The 18,282-nt window shown below is 53.1% G+C and carries 16 protein-coding genes and 1 pseudogene; 3 read left to right on the top strand and 14 right to left on the bottom strand.

From position 1 onward, the window contains the following. Nucleotides 1-6 precede the first annotated feature (6 nt). The gene (locus Dvar_RS05515; RefSeq protein WP_419660703.1) at nucleotides 7-1,641 is read right to left on the bottom strand and encodes an ABC transporter substrate-binding protein; all 1,635 of its coding nucleotides are present in this window, start codon (nucleotides 1,639-1,641) and stop codon (nucleotides 7-9) included. Nucleotides 1,642-1,778: 137 nt separating this feature from the next. After that, complete coding sequence (locus tag Dvar_RS05510) at nucleotides 1,779-3,314, bottom strand: YifB family Mg chelatase-like AAA ATPase (RefSeq protein WP_419660702.1); 1,536 nt, start codon at nucleotides 3,312-3,314, stop codon at nucleotides 1,779-1,781. Nucleotides 3,315-3,606: 292 nt separating this feature from the next. Here Dvar_RS05510 and Dvar_RS05505 point away from each other — a divergent pair, with 292 nt between their 5' ends. Next, a complete protein-coding gene (locus Dvar_RS05505) occupies nucleotides 3,607-4,056 on the top strand; it encodes a MarR family winged helix-turn-helix transcriptional regulator (RefSeq protein ID WP_419660701.1) in 450 nt (149 codons plus the stop codon). A 21-nt stretch (nucleotides 4,057-4,077) separates the two neighbouring features. Here the strand turns inward: Dvar_RS05505 and Dvar_RS05500 are convergent, their stop codons facing one another. The 5 genes and pseudogenes from Dvar_RS05500 to Dvar_RS05480 all read right to left on the bottom strand — a co-directional run bounded on the left by Dvar_RS05500 (nucleotide 4,078) and on the right by Dvar_RS05480 (nucleotide 9,584). After that, nucleotides 4,078-4,869 carry an SHOCT domain-containing protein gene (locus Dvar_RS05500; RefSeq protein ID WP_419660700.1) on the bottom strand — a complete coding sequence of 264 codons (792 nt, stop codon included), beginning with the start codon at nucleotides 4,867-4,869 and terminating at the stop codon, nucleotides 4,078-4,080. Between the two features lie 403 nt (nucleotides 4,870-5,272). Continuing rightward, a pseudogene (locus tag Dvar_RS05495) lies at nucleotides 5,273-7,384 on the bottom strand (TonB-dependent receptor). A gap of 364 nt (nucleotides 7,385-7,748) precedes the next feature. Beyond that, nucleotides 7,749-8,150: a hypothetical protein gene (locus Dvar_RS05490; protein ID WP_419660699.1), complete on the bottom strand. Its 402-nt coding sequence runs from the start codon at nucleotides 8,148-8,150 to the stop codon at nucleotides 7,749-7,751. A 391-nt stretch (nucleotides 8,151-8,541) separates the two neighbouring features. Next, entirely contained in the window at nucleotides 8,542-8,748 is a 207-nt protein-coding gene (locus Dvar_RS05485) for a hypothetical protein (RefSeq protein WP_419660698.1), read from the bottom strand. 2 nt (nucleotides 8,749-8,750) lie between these two features. Continuing rightward, nucleotides 8,751-9,584 (bottom strand): hypothetical protein, encoded by an 834-nt coding sequence (locus tag Dvar_RS05480; protein ID WP_419660697.1) that lies wholly within the window; start codon nucleotides 9,582-9,584, stop codon nucleotides 8,751-8,753. A 381-nt stretch (nucleotides 9,585-9,965) separates the two neighbouring features. Between Dvar_RS05480 and Dvar_RS05475 the strand changes: the two genes are divergently transcribed. Beyond that, nucleotides 9,966-10,169 carry a hypothetical protein gene (locus tag Dvar_RS05475; RefSeq protein ID WP_419660696.1) on the top strand — a complete coding sequence of 68 codons (204 nt, stop codon included), beginning with the start codon at nucleotides 9,966-9,968 and terminating at the stop codon, nucleotides 10,167-10,169. A gap of 14 nt (nucleotides 10,170-10,183) precedes the next feature. Beyond that, nucleotides 10,184-10,555 (top strand): hypothetical protein, encoded by a 372-nt coding sequence (locus Dvar_RS05470; RefSeq protein ID WP_419660695.1) that lies wholly within the window; start codon nucleotides 10,184-10,186, stop codon nucleotides 10,553-10,555. A 2-nt stretch (nucleotides 10,556-10,557) separates the two neighbouring features. Here the strand turns inward: Dvar_RS05470 and Dvar_RS05465 are convergent, their stop codons facing one another. From Dvar_RS05465 to Dvar_RS05435, 7 genes are all read right to left on the bottom strand, one after another. Then, on the bottom strand, nucleotides 10,558-11,217 hold the full coding sequence (locus tag Dvar_RS05465) for an MBL fold metallo-hydrolase (protein WP_419660694.1): 660 nt from the start codon (nucleotides 11,215-11,217) through the stop codon (nucleotides 10,558-10,560). Nucleotides 11,218-11,349: 132 nt separating this feature from the next. Continuing rightward, a complete protein-coding gene (locus Dvar_RS05460) occupies nucleotides 11,350-12,576 on the bottom strand; it encodes a type II toxin-antitoxin system HipA family toxin (RefSeq protein ID WP_419660693.1) in 1,227 nt (408 codons plus the stop codon). After that, on the bottom strand, nucleotides 12,569-12,883 hold the full coding sequence (locus Dvar_RS05455; RefSeq protein WP_419660692.1) for a helix-turn-helix domain-containing protein: 315 nt from the start codon (nucleotides 12,881-12,883) through the stop codon (nucleotides 12,569-12,571). Before Dvar_RS05455 ends, Dvar_RS05460 begins: the two co-directional genes overlap by 8 nt. A 169-nt stretch (nucleotides 12,884-13,052) precedes the next feature. Further along, nucleotides 13,053-13,748, bottom strand: coding sequence for an ABC transporter ATP-binding protein (locus tag Dvar_RS05450; RefSeq protein WP_419660691.1), 696 nt, complete (start codon nucleotides 13,746-13,748; stop codon nucleotides 13,053-13,055). Beyond that, nucleotides 13,738-15,540 (bottom strand): oligopeptide/dipeptide ABC transporter ATP-binding protein, encoded by a 1,803-nt coding sequence (locus Dvar_RS05445; protein ID WP_419660690.1) that lies wholly within the window; start codon nucleotides 15,538-15,540, stop codon nucleotides 13,738-13,740. Before Dvar_RS05445 ends, Dvar_RS05450 begins: the two co-directional genes overlap by 11 nt. After that, nucleotides 15,533-16,498 (bottom strand): ABC transporter permease, encoded by a 966-nt coding sequence (locus tag Dvar_RS05440; protein WP_419660689.1) that lies wholly within the window; start codon nucleotides 16,496-16,498, stop codon nucleotides 15,533-15,535. Before Dvar_RS05440 ends, Dvar_RS05445 begins: the two co-directional genes overlap by 8 nt. Nucleotides 16,499-16,582: 84 nt before the next feature. After that, nucleotides 16,583-18,274, bottom strand: a complete 1,692-nt coding sequence (locus Dvar_RS05435; RefSeq protein ID WP_419660688.1) for an ABC transporter substrate-binding protein — start codon at nucleotides 18,272-18,274, stop codon at nucleotides 16,583-16,585. Between the last annotated feature and the right edge of the window lie 8 nt (nucleotides 18,275-18,282).

Below are 18,282 nucleotides of genomic sequence, written 5' to 3'. Positions count from 1 at the left end.
CAAGGTTCAGGGAACCGATTGCAGACACGTTCGTTCGGTAAACTGAGGGTACAAGGCCATTGTGGATACCAACGTATGCCCGTATTTTACCCCTGCCCGGCGGGCATAGCACTGCTTGGTATACATGATCGGATAAGCCGCCATATCATCCAGGATCCGTATCTGGGCCTGTTCCCACAACTGGATCTGCCGTTTCGGATCGATTTCAATGCGTGCGGCTTCAATCAGCGGGTCAATGTTGCGGTAGTGAGAAAAATTGGTATCCGGCCTGGCGCCGGTGATGATAATGGCATTGGAATGAAAGAAACGGCTTAAGTAGGCATCCGCGTTGGGACGCCAGGCCACGTAAATCACCATGGGCAGGGCCGTCTGACGAATTAGCGCATGCATCTTTGAATGGCTCACGACTGAAATGTGGCAGCGGATATCGATCCTGGCCAGTTGTCTGCGCATTTCCTCGTAATACACGCGATACAGCCGTTTTTCGCTGGTCACCAGATCAAGCGCAAACCCGTTTGCATACCCGGCGGCGCGCATCAGTTGCCGGGCCCGTTCGAGATCATTCCGATAAAACAGAAACAATTTCTCGGCGTCCGCTTTGGAAATACCGCCGGGCAAAAACGGGTCCGGCACCGGAGAATACACTTCGCCGGCCAGTTGATCGCTCACGGTATCCAGAAATGCCTGCCGGTTCAGGGCAAAGGCAATGGCGCGGCGCACACGGATATCATCGAGGGGTTTTTGGCAGGTGTTCAGATAAAGGGTGGCCACCTCGCCAACCCCATGGGTGTCGATGAGAACCCCCGGTTGAGCAGCCATCTTCTCCAGCCAGCCCTTCTCTCCGGACCCCATGATCACATCCAGGGTCCCGGCGTTTAGGCCTGCCTCGCGCTGGTCGACCTCCGGGATAAAGGAAAATTCAACACCGGCCAGCAGCGGCCGTCCACGGAAATAGCGTTGATGGGCCTTTAACACCAAGTTTTGACCGGGCTTGTAATCCTCAAAAAAAAATGGTCCGGTCCCTATGGGATGTTTCTTGAAACCTTGATATCCCATTGTTTTGATGGCTTTTCGACTGACAATAAACCCACCGGCATAATTGGTCAGCTTGGGTAAAAACAAAATCGCGGACAGGGGCCGATCAAGGGTAATGCGAACCGTGTAACGGTCGACCGCCATCACGGTCAATCCCGCATACTCGCCGGCATAGGCACAAAAATCAGGATCAGCGGATTTCTGAAGGGAAAAAACAACATCGTCGGCGGTCAGTTCATGGGCGGCAACGCCTGGTCCGGCATGAAACCAAACCCCCTTGCGCAATTTGACGGTCCAGACCTGATGGTCGTCAACCATTTTAAAATGGGGAATCGCTTCGGCCAGATCAGGTTCAATCACCGGTGCGTTCCCCGGCTGATACCGCAGCAGGCCGTTGAAGACCATATCAGCCAGCGCGCGGTCCTGGGAACCCGCGGCAAAATGAGGGTCCAGGTTCCCCATTTCGCTCACATGCACACCAAAGCGCAAGAAATGGGCGGGTTCACCCAAAGCAACCCCAACGATGCCCAGCGGATTTGCGAAAAGAAACCCAAAGGCCGTCAACCAAAAATAGAAAAGCGTTGATTTCAGGGTCCGGATCTTCATGGAAAACACCCAGCCAGCGTTGGTCATGGGCTGTTGACATCAATACCCATAATGATAGTTATTACCTATATAAATGACAGGTTACCCAAAATTACAAGCAGGAACGTTTAAAAGTGCTATGGAATTGAAAAAAAACATTACATATTCTGTCTGCTACGGTCCAGGCTCCGGTATTGCACGGCCTCGGTTACATGGTCGACCTGAATGTCGGCGGCAGCCTCCAGGTCGGCGATGGTGCGTGATATTTTCAGTATGCGATTGTAAGCCCTGGCCGACAGGCCCAGTCGATCAATGGCCGACTCCAACACTTGGTTGGCGTCCTCCCCGATCCGGCAATGGGTGCGAATATGCCGGCTGGCCATCTGGGCGTTACAGTAAATTTTGGTTCGTTTGAAACGCTGGAACTGGATTCGGCGAGCTGCCACCACACGTCTGCGGATGGATTCCGATGCTTCGGCACGGGTCTGGCCCATCAAATCCTTGTAGGCCACGGCCGGCACCTCCACATGAATATCAATGCGATCCAACAGTGGCCCGGAAATTTTGGATCGGTAACGACGGATCTGATGGGCAGTGCAGCGGCAGGCATGGCGCGGATCGGCGAAATAACCGCACGGACAGGGATTCATGGCTGCAATAAGCATGAAGCTGGACGGATAGGTCAAGGTGGAGGCGGCCCGCGAAATGGTCACCTGCAGATCTTCCAGCGGTTGGCGCAATACTTCGAGCACATTTTTTTTGTATTCGGGCAATTCGTCAAGAAACAGGACCCCATTATGGGCCAGACTGACCTCACCCGGTCTGGGGATGTGACCGCCGCCGATCAGCCCGGCATCCGAGATGGTGTGATGGGGAGAGCGAAACGGCCGCTGGGTCACAAGCGGCTGCGTGCGATTGAGCATGCCGACCACACTGAAAATCTTGGTGGTCTCGATGGCCTCGGCAAAGGACATGGCAGGCAGAATCGTGGGGATACGCCGGGCCAACATGGTTTTGCCCGATCCGGGCGGACCGACCATCAAGACATTGTGCCCGCCGGCGGCAGCGATTTCCAGGGCACGCTTGGCATCTTCCTGGCCCATCACTTCGGAAAAATCGGCCCCAGTGGCATCGGGAGCGGCAAACATGGCTTCAAGATCGGTTCTCTCCGGCAGGATAGATTCGAATCCGTTTAGAAAATCAACCACCTGCCCCAGGGTACGGACAGGATAGACAGCCAGTTTCTCAACCACGGCGGCTTCTTGGCCATTATCGGTGGGAACAATAATCCCTCGGTACCCCGCCTTTTGGGCGGCAATGGCCATGGGCAGGGAACCGTTGACGGCCTTTACACGGCCATCCAGGGACAATTCACCCAGAAAAAGATAGCCGGCCAGCGCACTTTCGGGAATAATGTTTGTGGCGGCAAGGATCCCCAGGGCCATGGGCAGATCAAAGCCGGTTCCCTCCTTTTTTATGTTGGCCGGCGCCAAATTAACGGTGATCCGATCCGCCGGGAAACGGTAGCCGGAGTTGGCAATGGCGGATTTTACCCGTTCGCGGCTCTCTTTGACTGCCGCCTCAGGAAGCCCCACAGTGGTAAAGGTCGGCAGCCCCTGGGCAATATCCACTTCCACCTCTACCAGATAGGCGTCAATGCCGATTACGGCACTGCTTAAAACCCTGGCCAACACAATACCATCTCCCCCTTATAAGGGCGCAGGAAAAAAATAGGCGCTCTCTTAGCAACCCACCCATGGAGGTTAACCTATACCAGGGCCAAAGGCCAAGCACATTTTTTCATCTTTTGAAAATGCCTCATTGTTTATACGCTAATTATTTTACTTTTAATTGTAAATGTATTAACTATCAACTGACTGAAGAAGTCACAGGTGGCAATACGCCGTCCTGATCTTTCGCTTTTGACACGTAAACATTAATTATTAATTATTTTTTCTGTTAGTTATATAGAGGAGGGGCAGCAGCGTGCCCAAAAGTGAATATAAAAACAATATGAATGTCGATGAACGGGTCATGATGGCCATTGTCCGGGTGGCGGAACGATTCAAGAAAGAATCCGCCGCGATCTTTAAAAATTACGGACTCACCTTCCCGCAGTACAATGTGCTCCGGGTTCTGCAGGCCTCAAAAAATGGCCAGAACATGGTCAGAGATATCAATCGGATCATGCTGGTCTCCGGCGCCAACATGACCGGCATCACCAAACGGATGGAAAAAACCGGATTTATTATCAGAAAAAGTGATCCCGATGACGATCGGCTGAAATGGCTTGAGATTACTCCCAAAGGGAAAACCGTGCTCAAAGATATCACCGATGAAAACGAACGTAACGTAAAGCGCTATCTCAAGGATTGCTCAGCCGAAACAAAAGTTGAAATCTTATCGATACTCAATGGAATTCTTAACCTGGACTGAACAGACAGCCGAGTGATTCTTTTACAACCGACTTAAAAGCTCGCTCTTTTTGGTGTTAAATTCCTCATCAGAAATTACGCCGTTATCCCGCAGACGGGCGAGTTTTTCGATCAGATTCAAAATCTCATCCGAAGATGATGCATCTGCATGGGACGCCGGTATATCTTCCATGGATTGATTCGACGAAGGATTCTGGAAATCTTGGGCTGTCGCGGTCATCTCTGTTTCCGGCGGTGTTGCAAAATTCGTTTGCTGATCGGCCTGCACACCCGGCCCAGAGACAATCGGAAGACTGGATACCGAGATTGTACCGTATTGGCTGCTGAAGGAAAGCGATGTATCTCCACCTTGCTGTTGACTCACCCCGCCAATCTGGTGATCCAAGGTGTCGTACACCGTGATATTTCCATTGCGTTCAATAGCCAATCGCTGTGGAAATACAGCATAGCGGATATCATTCTGGGCGCCACTGCTAAATGGGCTGCCCAATTCCTGGGGCCACCATTGATTGGCGGAAGGAAATGACGATGATGCCGGTGGAAAAACCTGAATCGCGGCCAAGGCATTGGAAAGCTCATTACATAAATTATCTACGGTATTTTTCAATCCATGATTGAACATATCGCCCACCATCGTCATCCCGCCGCGCATCCATTGTCCTGATCCGCCCAATTCCGGACAATTGAACTGGGCCATGCTTCCACCACCATTATTAACGGCGATGAGCATATGAATGACGGCATCCTGGCTGAGTTGGTAACGGGAAGAAATGTCATTGACCAGGTTCTGCCCTTCTATCGTAAGGTGTTGCATGATGTCTCCTTTTTGTCACATAAAAATGGTATTTGCTGCATGATGGTGTGCAATTATTCAGTGTCCGTTTAGAAATAGGAACTTTTTTTTCGAGATCAAGGCGCGCAGATATAACATGCTGATTTCGAATCCCAAAATAAAATAACGACATCCTGCAGCGGATGAGCTTTAATTTCCCGGAAAAATAGAATAAAAAAAATTTGGGGCGACGCTATAGGGTCATGGTAAAAAAAACGATCAATAGGCACCTGAGGAAGCCGTTGGAATGCTAAAGAATTATTTTTACGGAACGTGGATGTTGTGAGTGGGGGTTGGTTTTCCAATGCAATTCAAAACACACTGCAACATAACTGTTGACGAGTCTGGGTTCCCACGCTGGCGCGTAAGAACCCTGCATTCCATCTCAAAATCTTAAACTTAAGGCCGCACCATAGGTCCGATCGGTCATTGGATAGCCGCGGCTATTTTCATATTCCTCATCGAAAAGGTTGTTGATATATAATTTCAGTACGGCATCCTCGACAAAACCATACTTATTGAAAAGCGTCTGTTCAATTGCAAAATCAAATACATGGTACGCATCCATTTCAATGGTATACCAATCATATTCGTTATCGGCGACCTCTTCGGAAACCTGCGAAAGCTGCTTGTCCTGGTATTTGTAATTGAGAATCAAAAGAGTATTTTGAAAAAGGTTATACCGCAAGCCGGCATTCACCCGATGTCTGGCACGTTCATCCTCTGCTTCCTTGCCTGCGGGTTCGCCCCCCATACTTTTAAGGTCCGTATAGGCGTAATTGGCATAAAACGACAGATTGTCTAAAATACGCCCATCGATTTCCACTTCCACGCCCTGACGACGCATTTCCTCGAGATTAATCAGTACATCACTGCATTCCAGGCCTGGCGGAACATAGTCTGCTGTTCGCGGAAAATATTCCGCATAGTTCCAATTCGATGTCACATAGTCTTTAATAATGTAATATGAATAATCTATCTTCAGGTTAATATGGTTCCAGAATTTTTTAGCGAGTATAAAATCGTACCCGATGCCGTGTTCAGGTTTGACCCAAACCTGTGCGCAACAGGGGTATCAACCATAGCAGAAAGGTGTCGGATTCCATATCTTGCTTACCCCAATGGATGCGGATGTATCGCTCAGCACATTGGCCAGGCCATCGAAATCATAGGTAAGAAAAGATTTTGGTATCCATTGATTATTGTTCCTTCTTACCCAACTGTCCTCACCCGTTATATAAGGTTTATTCTCACTTGTATTCCAATTTCTGCGCCAGTAACTTACATCTTCATACCGCAGACCGGCGGTTAGGGTAAGTCTTGGCACAATTGCCCATTTGTCTTGAAGATACCCGGCATTACAATAATAGATATCATGCTTTTCAAGCTGATACCGATTATCTTCGTAGTAGTAGTACTCTGGCTCCTGCCACATCTGGACCCTATCGAAACCGACGATAAATGTGTTATCTTTGAAAAGCGCTATTTCATCCTGGACCTTAAAGCCCACCTGCCTGTTCCTCCTGGTACCACTCGAATAATACTCAATTTCATCCGGCTTTACTTCCGGCCGTTTTCCTGTATCTTTTTCTTGAAAATAACTATTTTCCCAATCCTGGTTCCCATAATACGCGGCAAGGGTCCAAAACCCGATTGGACTTGGCTGCTCGTAGTTCAGGCGGTATGTATATTCATAAATATCTTGTTTGCGATCATTCCAGCCGTAGTTGCTTGTTGTGGTCGTTTCCGGATAATCACTGTCATAATCCACGCCACCCACCACATTTTTGGCAACGTCCTCCTTGTCCTTATCGGTATAGGCGATGTTAAAACCAATATACCCATCGGAAGGCAGGATATAGCCGACTCTAGCAAAATAGTTGTCTATTTCCGCACTGTTGTGTCTGAGGTATCCATCGGTGTGGTAATATTGATATGAGAATCCATAGACAAACACGCCGGCTCCACCATCGATATTAATACCGTGGTTCTGGGTATTGTAGGACCGGTAACTGGTTGTCGCCCTGAAATCCGGTTTCAAGCTAGTATATCGTTTTGGTCGCTTGGTTTTTAGGTTAATCGCACCCCCGATGCTTTTTCCTCCGTACAGGGCTGAATGCGGGCCGGGCATGATTTCAATGCTTTCTATCTGGCCGATAGGTAACGTGGCGAAGTCCACGACCATCGTCCGCGTACCACTAGCGGCTGATCGACCGTAATCAATCGTCATCCCATCCATGGCAATGGCATAGCGGTGGGCATCAAAGCCTCGCATAAAGACGTCATCTTCTTCCGGCACCAGGTCGCTTTGCCCGCGAAAATCGATGATTGCCCGATCCTTTAAAAGATCCACGATATTATTCGCCGTGCCGGGCGTTTTATAGTCTTCAACATGAATGGCCGTCGTTGAAGGGGAAACCACGATACCATCGTTTTGCCGGGGAGCCGTCACCCGGACGTCCTCCAGCTTTAGCGGTTTCGGCTCTGTCTCTTCCATGGCTGCTTCTTGGGTGACACTTGTTTCCCTTTCCGTTTCCTGGGCGATACTGTGCTGCGAGGTGACAAGTATCAATAGTGCGAGGAATACGGCAATCAAGTCAACTTTTCTCATAGCATGAGCTCCTTTTCTAGTATAGAAAACTAGTTATCGCTGCAAAACATAATTTCTCCAGCGTTCAGAAATACAAAAGCCACGAAGGCATTTCACCCGCTATCGGATGACCGCCTTCATGGCTTTGGTTGCTAATAAAAACTACACTATAAAATAAGCGTTGAGAAAAATACCATTATTCTAATGGCAATCGTGGTCTCCTCTTATAAGAAAAGTTTTTCTTTGTAAAGCATTTTTTGAGCAAATGTCATTAATTGGTCACTGTCCAATCCATCCACTGCCCGGTGCGCAGTCTTTTCGCTGTTTTCTCATCCACGCCATAAAGATTGCGGTAGAAGTCGATCAGCCAGTCGGCCAGGGCGATGTCGGCAAACCGGTCCGGGTAGGCCGTCTTGGCCATGACCATGATCTCGATGGGATACTCCAGGCGTTTGTCGCAATTGCACGGCAGCCAGGGCAGCGCGGCGACGCGGCGATTCTTCACCGCCGCCAGCTGCCTTAAATCGGCATAATACGGGGCCTCGTATAATTCGTTCGGCGGATGGTAGCCATAGGCGGTGGGCAGTACAATGGCATCGGGCGCAAGGGCCAGGATCTGTTCCGTGCCCAGAATCTTGGACGGGTGAAGGACGCCCATTAAAGTGCGGGCCACGCCAACCATCTGCAATTAAGGTAAAAATATCAAAAAATATGTTCTATTCGGAGCCTATTTTGCGATTTTCAGCCTCAAAAATCACGATATAGGCTGAGGACGGCAGTTCGAGAAGAGGATTTTCTTCTGAACCGCCGTTTTTATATTATCCAATCAGACGAAACAAAGGGGTAATTTGGGGTAACATTCATTGGTTCATTGGCAAAAATTCGTAAACCAATATATCAATGGACATCTCCAAATTTTATATATGCATTGGTGGTCATTGTTTTAAGCCACCGCACAACATCCCCGATCGTCATCGTCGGCGGCGGCGGCGGTGGTGGTGGTGGTGGTGGTGGTGGTGTAGGGGCAGACCTATGTGTCTGCCCGTTTAAATGTGTCCGCCCGTTTAAATGTATCCCCCCTGTTTGCCGTGTTTCATGAGGGTGGATGCTGGCGGTGATATCAGGGCGGACACGCATAGGGCGAGGGCGGACACATAGGTCAAGGGCGGACACATAGGTCCGCCCCTACGGCGGCAGCGGCGGCGGGCGATTTGCAGGATGAATTGGATGTGATTCGGCGCATCGTTTTGAATCCGGCGCATTGGAATCATTTTTAATCAAACCCGCCTTTTAATTGGTCATATAGCCAGTTACGCGGGTTATTGATGATATAATTTCGAATCTTTTGTAATTCATCATCATTGCGTACAATGCGTTCCCAATAGTTGCGTTGCCATAATTTTCCTGGAAACGACGGCCACCCGTTTTGTTTAACGCCATGAATATATGCATTGGTGGTCATTGTTTTAAACCACCGCACAACATCCCCGATCGTCGTCATCGGCGTCATCGGCGTCATCGGCGTCATCGGCGTCATCGGCGGTGGCGGTGGTGGTGGTGGTGTAGGGGCAGACCTATGTGTCTGCCCGTTTAAATGTGTCTGCCCGTTTAAATGTGTCTGCCCGTTTAAATGTGTCCGCCCGTTTAAATGTGTCCGCCCGTTTAAATGTGTCCGCCCGTTTAAATGTGTCCGCCCGTTTAAATGTGTCCGCCCGTTTAAATGTGTCCGCCCTGTTTCCCGTGTTTCATCAGGATCGATGTCGGCTGCGATATCAGGGCGGACACGCAGGTCCGCCCCTACTGTTTGCTGTGCCCAATCAGGGTGGATGTCGGCGGCAACGATTTGCACGATGAAATGGATGTGATTAGGCATACAGACGGACGCATCACATTGAATTTCCGGGAATTTGGATTCCAATTCCGAATACCAATGCAAAATCATTCTGCCCGCATCATTTAATTGGATTTCATCATTTACCACGTCACCAAGCAAGCAGATCTTGTTTTGGGTACAGATGGTGACGAAATAATACCCCTTTTGGGAATAATCATATCCTTTCAACCGGATGGATCGGCGTTGAGGGATGTGCGGTTTATTTTCAGTCATCTGATTTCATCCATTTATCTGCAATTTATCGTGGTATGCATTATGGTACATGGCGGACACATACATTTCTGATACGCATAGGGTGGACATGGACACATAGGTCAAGGGCGGACACATAGGTCAAGGGCGGACACATAGGTCCGCCCCTACGACGACGGCGCGGCGTGTGTACGGTGGAGCAAATGATGTCCAGGATCGGTTTAATCATTTGCTGTGATCCATGTTTTCCGGTTTCTGCCTTCGCCCGGCCAACGCCTTTGCATGGTACGGCACCAGAGGGGTAATAAATGGACATGCCCAAGTTTCGCTTGACTTACAAGGAGCGGCTAACGATACTTCTCTACGGAAAAAGCAAATTCTTATCTCTGGGAAGACCTGTTTATGCTTAACCAAGACCTGCACATCCATACCACCTATTCGGCCACTGATAGTGTCATTGTTCCCGAACAGACCATTGAGCTGGTGGCGGCAGTCCGCCATGCCCGGGTAGTGGGTATCAGCGACCATTTCGAAAATTTGGTTAGTGGTGCGTTTAAACGCTATGCCGAGGAGGTTCAAAGCGCGGGACTCAAACTCGGGGTATAGGTGGACGGACACGCATGGTCATCCGAGGCCGCCGATTACCCGGTGGAGTACTACATCGTTCACTGCCGGGACCAGCGTCGGATTACAAGGCCCTGGAGCATCTCTTAAAAACCGTCTACCCGGTGATCATCGCCCATCCCATGGCATTTTCTACCAACCTGAATCGGGTGCCCCCCGAATGCCTGATTGAAATCAACAATCGCTATGTCTGGCGCTCCGATTGGAAACCGTACTACACACCTCTAAGCGATGTTTTGCGCTCGCTTTCGAAAAATGTTTTTGGGCTTTCATTATCGGTCGAAAGCGGTATTGATTGTACAGATTCCTCCCTTAAGGCGCAGGCAAAAACATTAAAACACTCCGGACCTCAAGGCCCATCTGGCTGACACTATAGAAACGAACCGATAAACCGCCTCACCTCATCCTTGCCCCGGTAAACCCCGAAATGCCCTTCGCAGAGGATATCCGCCTCCAGGTCGAGCATGTGCTCCAGCGACTTCTTGTAGGCGCGGCTGTCGGAACCGAAATCCTCGCTGAGGGGACCGTGCACATCCTGACCGAAAAGTACCCGCTGTCCTTCCGATTCCATCAGGTAAACCACGGAACCCGGTGTGTGACCGGGTGTGTGGATGGCCTCGATGGACCGAGTACCGAGGTATATCGTACTGCGCGCTCCGGCAAGCTTCACGTCCACGGTGAGCGGTGACATGGTCGCTGCGTACCAAGTGGCCGCCGTGAGGCGGCTGTCACCGGATTCCAATGCCGTCGCATCGGCTTCGTGGGCCACAATGGCACAATCGAAACGGGTACGAACGGCCTCTGCACCGCCCACATGGTCGTAATGGCAATGGGTCAAGAGCAGGTAATCCACCTGATCGCTTTTTACACCACAGGCGCGAATGTTGGCCGCCAGGCGATCAACCTGCCCGCCGCAACCGGCATCCACGATGGCCGCCCACCCCTCAACACAAAGCAGGTAGATCGCCGCGTCCTGCGACGACGTGAAGCCCTCTCCCCCCACCTGCCAGATTTCACTGGTGATCTGCATGTTTCGTCTCCTGGATAGGCATTGACTCCGAATTTCCAATAGAAGGTGTTGGGTTTCGCTATGCTCAACCCAACAGATACCGATAACCGGTCACCGCGTCTCCCCCTCCCCCCCTCATAACTTTCCCCCATTCTACAATTCATGAACCAGAGGAATGCGTGTCAGCAGTTGGTCGATCGGCTCGGCTACATATCTTCCGATCCTTTTTGACTTGCGCCATTTTTCCCACGTCGTCATGAATCGATGTACGGTTTCCCGCCCGGTATCGTGGACGAGTTTTTCAGACAGGTGTGCCTTGCCGGCAAAATAGGACAATTGATCCAGCGACAGATCCGTCATCTGTTTCGAACGGCCCAAGGTCAGTGCCATTTTTGTGTCCGGGATATAGGCGATGGTCGATAAAAAATCGTAACCGGGCGCAAGAGCTACCTTCTTTCCACCGGGATAAATCAGTGACCAGTTTTTCAGATTCATGTCTGCGTTACCGATCAAGGCGTTGAAGACCAGCCGGCGGACGAATTCCGCTATTCCCGGTTCGCCGGTTTCGGCCCAAAGGACGTCGGCAATATTTTTATAGCTTGCACGCTCGTATTTTTTCTCCGGATACAATCCAAAAACCTGAGCCATATCTTCCATATGGACCAGCCGGCCATCTTCCGAACGATCGAAACGCCTGACAGCCAAGGCATTGCCTTCAAAGCGGGCAAGGTCTTCTGGCAGTCCTTCAATCTGATTCAAGGGAACCAGCCGAACCTCCGGTATATCGATACCGATTTCACGGGCCAATTCCATCATGAAAAACTCATTTTCCGGCACACCTTCGTATTTCATCGATGGTAATTTTAAAATCCACGATCCACCAATCCCTTTAGCAGGGATGGTCAGGCCGCCGACAGCCTCCATGACAGCGGAGAATTTAAACTGCACACCTGCAAGCGAGAAGCGTAAGGGGGCATCATCTGACTTGTTTGTCGATGATACTGCATTGTTTGTGGAGGCGTGCAAGGGGCTCTCGTCTGTCGAAGTAACGGTAATGGCGCCGGGAAGATCCTGTCCCAAGACCCAAAGGAGAAAAAATTCCCGGTTGGGATGAATCCCAGCGCGTCTGGCCAGGTAGTCACGCATCGGCCCTTCGGGCAGCAAATTGGAGAAAAACGGTGGTAGCCGGGTGCGGGTTGGACGCAGATGGTCAATGATACCGCCACTGGCATCTTTGAAAGACAGGCTAAGGATCGAACGGTTCGGATCATCGAGATAAGCCTGATCAAAAGCAAACAGGGTTTGATCGCCGGGCAATCGGGTCAAAGTCCCCACCCGCCTTCCATAAAGGTTCACCTCAAGGACGGTTAGATCATTCATCGTTATCCGTATCGTCGAGTGCGTAAAGCGGTTTTGCCGTTGATTCGTCGTCGTCCGTCTGTTTTACCATGCGCAGCAGACCATTCACGGCGGGTATGTGTGTCCGTGGTATTAGCATGACTTCCAGTTCAAGCGCACGGGCCAGCGATACTAGACTGGACGTTTTTAAGTCGACGGCCGCGTTTTCGATTTTCGATATCTGCGCCTGGGGCATACCGGTTCTTCGGCTGAGCGCACGTTGGCTCATTCCCTTAGCTTTGCGGGCCGCTTGCAAGGATTTTGTCAAATGTTCTAAAATGTATTTCATGATATCTCAAAATATATCAAAGCTAATTTTTGATACTCTAAACTATATCAACATAGCCTTTTCGTCAAGTCGACTGACAATAGGACAACACTGTCCTAACAATGGATAGGAAAGTTTTTTGTTTAAAATCTATTGGTTATAAAAAATACGGCCGAAGTATTGTTCTTCATCAACGTTGATACTCAGTTGCATTGAGTCGCATCACTTTCAGCCGATACAGCGTATCACAAAACGCACCCACCAACGCCGGGTCATGGCTGATCAGCACCATGCAGATATCCCGTTCTTTTTGAAGTTTCTCCAGCAGCCGGATAATTTGCGCCTGGGTCAGGGCGTCCAGCATGGCCGTGGGCTCGTCCAGAACGAGCAGTTTGGGCTGCATGCAAAGGGCCCTGGCAATGGCCATGCGCTGCAGTTCTCCACCGGAAAGTTGCGCCGGTCGGCGGGCCAGCAGGGATGCGTCCAAATCCACGGCATCCAGCATGGCCGCCAAATCCGACGATGCCGGCCGCCGGCCTTGCAGCAAGAACGGCTCGGCAAGGCTGCGGGCCAGGGTCCAGCGCGGATCAAACGTACTTTCCGGGTGCTGAAAAACCATCTGTAATTGCTGCCCCAGACGTCGGCGTATTCTGGGTTTGGCCGCCCACAGGTCCACATCACCGAGGCGAAGCCACCCCTGGTCCGGTTTCAGGATACCGGCCAGGATCAATCCCAGGGTGGTTTTACCCGCCCCGCTGCGCCCCACGATACCCACGCGCTGTCCCTTTCGAAGCGAAAGATTAACGTTTTCGAACACGGGTCGCAGGTGGCGATGCATCCACCCCGTGCCATAGGCTTTGGATATGTGGTCCGCCTCAACGCGCATACTGCCAGCACCTCACCTGATGGCCCCGCAATGTCTCCAGGGGCGGTTTGCGTCGGCAACGCTCGTCGGCCTGGCGGCACAGGGGGCGGTACGGACATCCGTCGCGATCTCCCGGATGGTCATGCCACCCGTTGCCATTGATGCCGTTGATATCCATTCGCCGGGAGGGCTGGGCTGCAACCAGCGCATGAGAATAAGGATGCAACGGCGCAACCGAAAACACGGCCGCGGGTGCCAATTCAACCACCAAACCGTTCATCATTACCATGATCCACCCATCCAGGGCCTGGGCAAATGCCAGGTCATGGGTGACCACCAGCAGGGTTTCATCGGTCAGGGCCTTGAGCAGGCTGGTGATCGCCTGCACGGCATCGGGATCGAGACCTTTGGTCGGCTCGTCGGCCAGCAGCAGGCGCGGCTTGCCGACCAGCGCCATGGCCAACAACACCCGTTGGCGCATACCGCCGGACAACTGGTGGGGATAGGTCCGCGTGTATCCCCGCCTTTTGGGAAGCCCCACCGCGATCAATCGTTTGCACGCCAACCGGTACGCCTGACTGTGACTGCATTTTTGATTGACCATGGCCCGTTCCCCCACCTGGCGGGCGATGCTGAGAACAGGGTTCAGGGCCTCACCGCCATTTTGGGGGATATAACCGATGGTTGTCCCCCGGTGAACAAGAAGCCGATCGCGGCCCATGCCTCCCAACTCCTCCCCGGAAATGCATATGTGTCCCCGGGTCCGGGCATCCGGCGGCAGCAGTCCCAAAAGGGACAGCAGCAATAAACTCTTGCCGCTGCCCGTGGCACCGACAATAGCAATTTTCTCACCCGCATCGACGGTCATGTTCAGCTGATCCACGACCCGCGAACGGCCATTTGCGGCACGGGGAAAAGTGATGGTCAGATCCTTTACGCTGAGCAGCGAACCGTTGTTGCGGGGGATTGCCTGAGGATCATCCACGGCTGCGGATCGTCGCGGCACTGAGGGCGGACCGCCAATCGATCCCCGGTGGGTGAGAAAATGGCCAAGCATGTAAAAAAGTATCACCGACAGGGAAATACCCGCCAAGGGCGGGAGCATCCACCACCAGGCGCCCCTGAGCATGGCCGCACCCGTAAAGGCCGCGTGCAGCATACTGCCCCAGGATGGATTGAGCGGATCACCGAGGCCCAAAAAGCTGATCCCCGCCTCGGCCAGCATGGCAGCCGCCACGGTGAGTGCAGCCTTGGCCAAAAGCAGATCAGCGCAGTTAGGCAAAATATGACAGCGAATCAGGTAAACGGTGCCGGCCCCCATGCTGCGGGCATTGACAATAAAGGGTTGCTCGCGAAGGGACAGCACCCGGGCATAAACCACACGCGCCGTGGACGGCCAGACGGTAAGGGCGATCACCAGAAACACATTTTCGATGCCTGATCCTAAATATGCCGCCAGGACGATCACCAGCGGCAGGCTGGGAATCAGCATGACCATGTCGGTTGTACGCATCAAGAGACTACCGGCCAGCGAGCGTCGGTAACCGGCCACGCAACCAACCACCGCGCCGATCAGGGTGGCCACCAGGGCGGCCCCCATCCCCAGGGTCAGAGAGGTTGCCGTGGATCGTAAAAGCAACCTCAGCAGATCACGCCCCGAACTGTCCGTTCCCAAAAGGTGCCCGGGACCAGGCGGCTGGTAAGGCAGATAAACCGGCACAGCCTCGATGTGCCAGAATAAGACGATCGCCGCGACAAGTGCCAAAGCGGTCAACACGGCGGCCTGCCATGGTCTGTGCGCGTCTCTATTCAACCGGTACTCCTTCGGCAATTCGTGGATCGATCCGTCCGCCCACCAGGTCGGCCAATGCATTGGCAACCAGAACACTCACGGCCAGGGCGGTCAGGGCGCCCGACAGCATGGGATAATCCCGGGCCAGGACCGCCTGATAGACCAGCGTGCCCATGCCCTGCCAGGAGAAAACCACCTCCACCAGCAGGGTGCCGCCCACCATGAATCCCAGATTCAGACCCACAACGGCAACGAACGCCGGCATGGTATTGGGCAAAATATGGCCGTAGAGCACCTGACGATCGGTAAGCCCTTTGGACAAAGCGGTGATGACATAGGCATGCTGAATCTCAAGGCCCACCAGATGACGCATGATCATGGTCTTGTAGGCCGTCCCATGCAGGACCACGACGGCAAAGGGCAGCAGCCACTGCCCCAATACGGCCCAGGTTCCATCTCCTGCGATGGCCATACCGGCCAGAGGCAAGGGGATCCAGCGGGACACCGCCACCAGCGCCAGCAGGCCGATACAATAGGCCGGAAGGGAGTAAAGGCAGAGCATAAAATGGCTCAGCAACAGATAGCGCCGATCCCTTTTTCGCCATCCGGCCACGGCCCCCAGCCACCCGCCGGCAAGCGTGCTCACGACCAGGGCAGGCACCAAAAGCATCAGGGTCCATTGCAGCCGCAGGCCAATGACGTGCCGCACCGGCTGCCCGAAACGGTGGGACCACCCCCAGTTACCGGTGAGGATCTTGGCCAGGTAGCGCCCGTACTGCCCGGCCAGTGATCCGTCCAGCCCCAGTTCCTCACGCATGGCCGCGGCCGTATCGTTGGTTAGTCTGGCGTATCCCTCTTCTCCCAGCAGGTGCACCAGCGGATCTCCCGGCATCAGGTGCACCAGGGCAAAATTAAGGGAGAGCACCATGAGCAACGTAAGAAGATAAAGGCCGAATTTTCCACTCGGTTTGGCCACCATGATTGCTTCCTGTATCATTGATAAATAGTCAGCAGATAAGGATTAACAGCTAATTGCTAAAAGCTAACCGCTCACCTTGTGAATCTATTTACTGCTACCACCAAGCTGAATGTTCACCAGGGTCTGCCGGTTGAGCAGTCCCCCCCCGATCTGGTTGATGGCCAGGTTCTGCCATGACCGCTGCACCGGATACGTGTTGACCGACCAGCACAGGGCCAATGCCGGCAGATAGTCAGCGTAGTATTGCCCGATAGCATGGCCCAGCCGCGCCTGGCAGGCCGCATCGGTGGTGGCCAGCAGCCGGTCGCACCGGTCATGAAAGACCGGATCAGTGACATTGGCCAGGGTGCCCCCGCCTTTTCTTCGGGAATCAAAATATCCGCTGGCAACACCGGCATCCATGACCATCCCCCACGGCGTGGTGCGAAACAGCACCAGATCGAACTGCTCTGCGCCCACCCGTTCGATCCAGGTGGATAGGTCCACCCGTTCTATGGAAAGGGCAATCCCCACGGCCCTTAAATTATAAGTGAGAATGGGCAGCAAGGCTTCGATGCCCGCCAGATCCGCGCGGGTCAACAGGGTCAGCACGATGTTGTCGCCGCCGGGCAGATTGCGCAGCCCGTCCCCGTCCGTATCCACATACCCGGCCTGATCAAGCCGGCGCGAACTCTCCTCCGGTGCATAGGTCAGCACCGCACCGGCTTGCCGATCGCCAAATGCCGGCGGTATGAAACCGGTATCCGGTATTTTCTCGCAATGGCCCAGCAAGCTGGCGGCAATCCGTTTATAATCCAGCGCGTTGCTGATGGCTGACCTGAATTCTCTGCTGTCCGTCGGCCGGTGCTTGAGATTGAATCCCAGGGCCGCCGGCACGCCCATGGCATCGGCTTTTGGCAGCCGCAGATCTTCCCTGCCTGCCAGGGTCGCCAGGTGCATGGATGGAAATCCGGATGCGTATTTGTAGAAAAAATCCAGGTCCCCCCGCTCCAGGGCCAGCGCCAGGGCATCGAATGAATGATTGAGAAAAAGGTCAAGCCGTGCAACCGCCGGCGGCGTGCCATGGTAGGCATCGTTACGCCTGAACTGCAGGCGGCCGGTGCGTGTGTCGAAATGCTCGAAAACAAAGGGGCCACACCCCAGCGTGACCTTTGCGTCACCGGGCTTGAACGGATCGGCAACATTCTCCCAGACATGCCGGGGCAGGATTCGCACAATGAAACCGCAGTTGATCAAAAAACGGCTGTGCGGTTTGACCAGATCAAAGGTCAGCACCCGGCCATCGACCTGGATGCGCTTGATCAGCGACCGCATCCAGGCCGAGGCACTGTGATGGGCGGTGAGATAGTCGAAGGTAAACTTCACGTCCGCGGCGGTGACCGGCCGGCCGTCGTGCCAGCGGGCATCGTCTCGCAACCGGAACCGCCACTGGCGCCCGTCCGCAGACGCATCCCAGGCCAGGGCCAGTTGAGGCAGGGGCTGCAGATCCGCATCAAAACGCACCAATGTATCGTGGGTGGCCAGCATGGCGAAAATATTGTAGCTGTAGTCGACCAGGGGATTGGCCACCCGCACCTGCATGGACGTGCCGATGCGCAGCCGGTCGGGCGATGGGGCGCCTGCGGACCGCCCATCCCTCCAGCATCCAGCCAGCCCCCAGAGCAACACCCCTGCCACAAGCAGAATCCGACAACATGAGACCATCCGACAAGTCAGACCATCTATCCGTTTCAACGGCACAGTTGCCGCCTTGGGACCATTTGAGAGCTGATTCATCGTTAAGC

Source organism: Desulfosarcina variabilis str. Montpellier (genome assembly GCF_048565275.1).
Lineage (GTDB): Bacteria > Desulfobacterota > Desulfobacteria > Desulfobacterales > Desulfosarcinaceae > Desulfosarcina > Desulfosarcina variabilis.
This window is presented reverse-complemented; position numbering and strand designations above follow the sequence as displayed.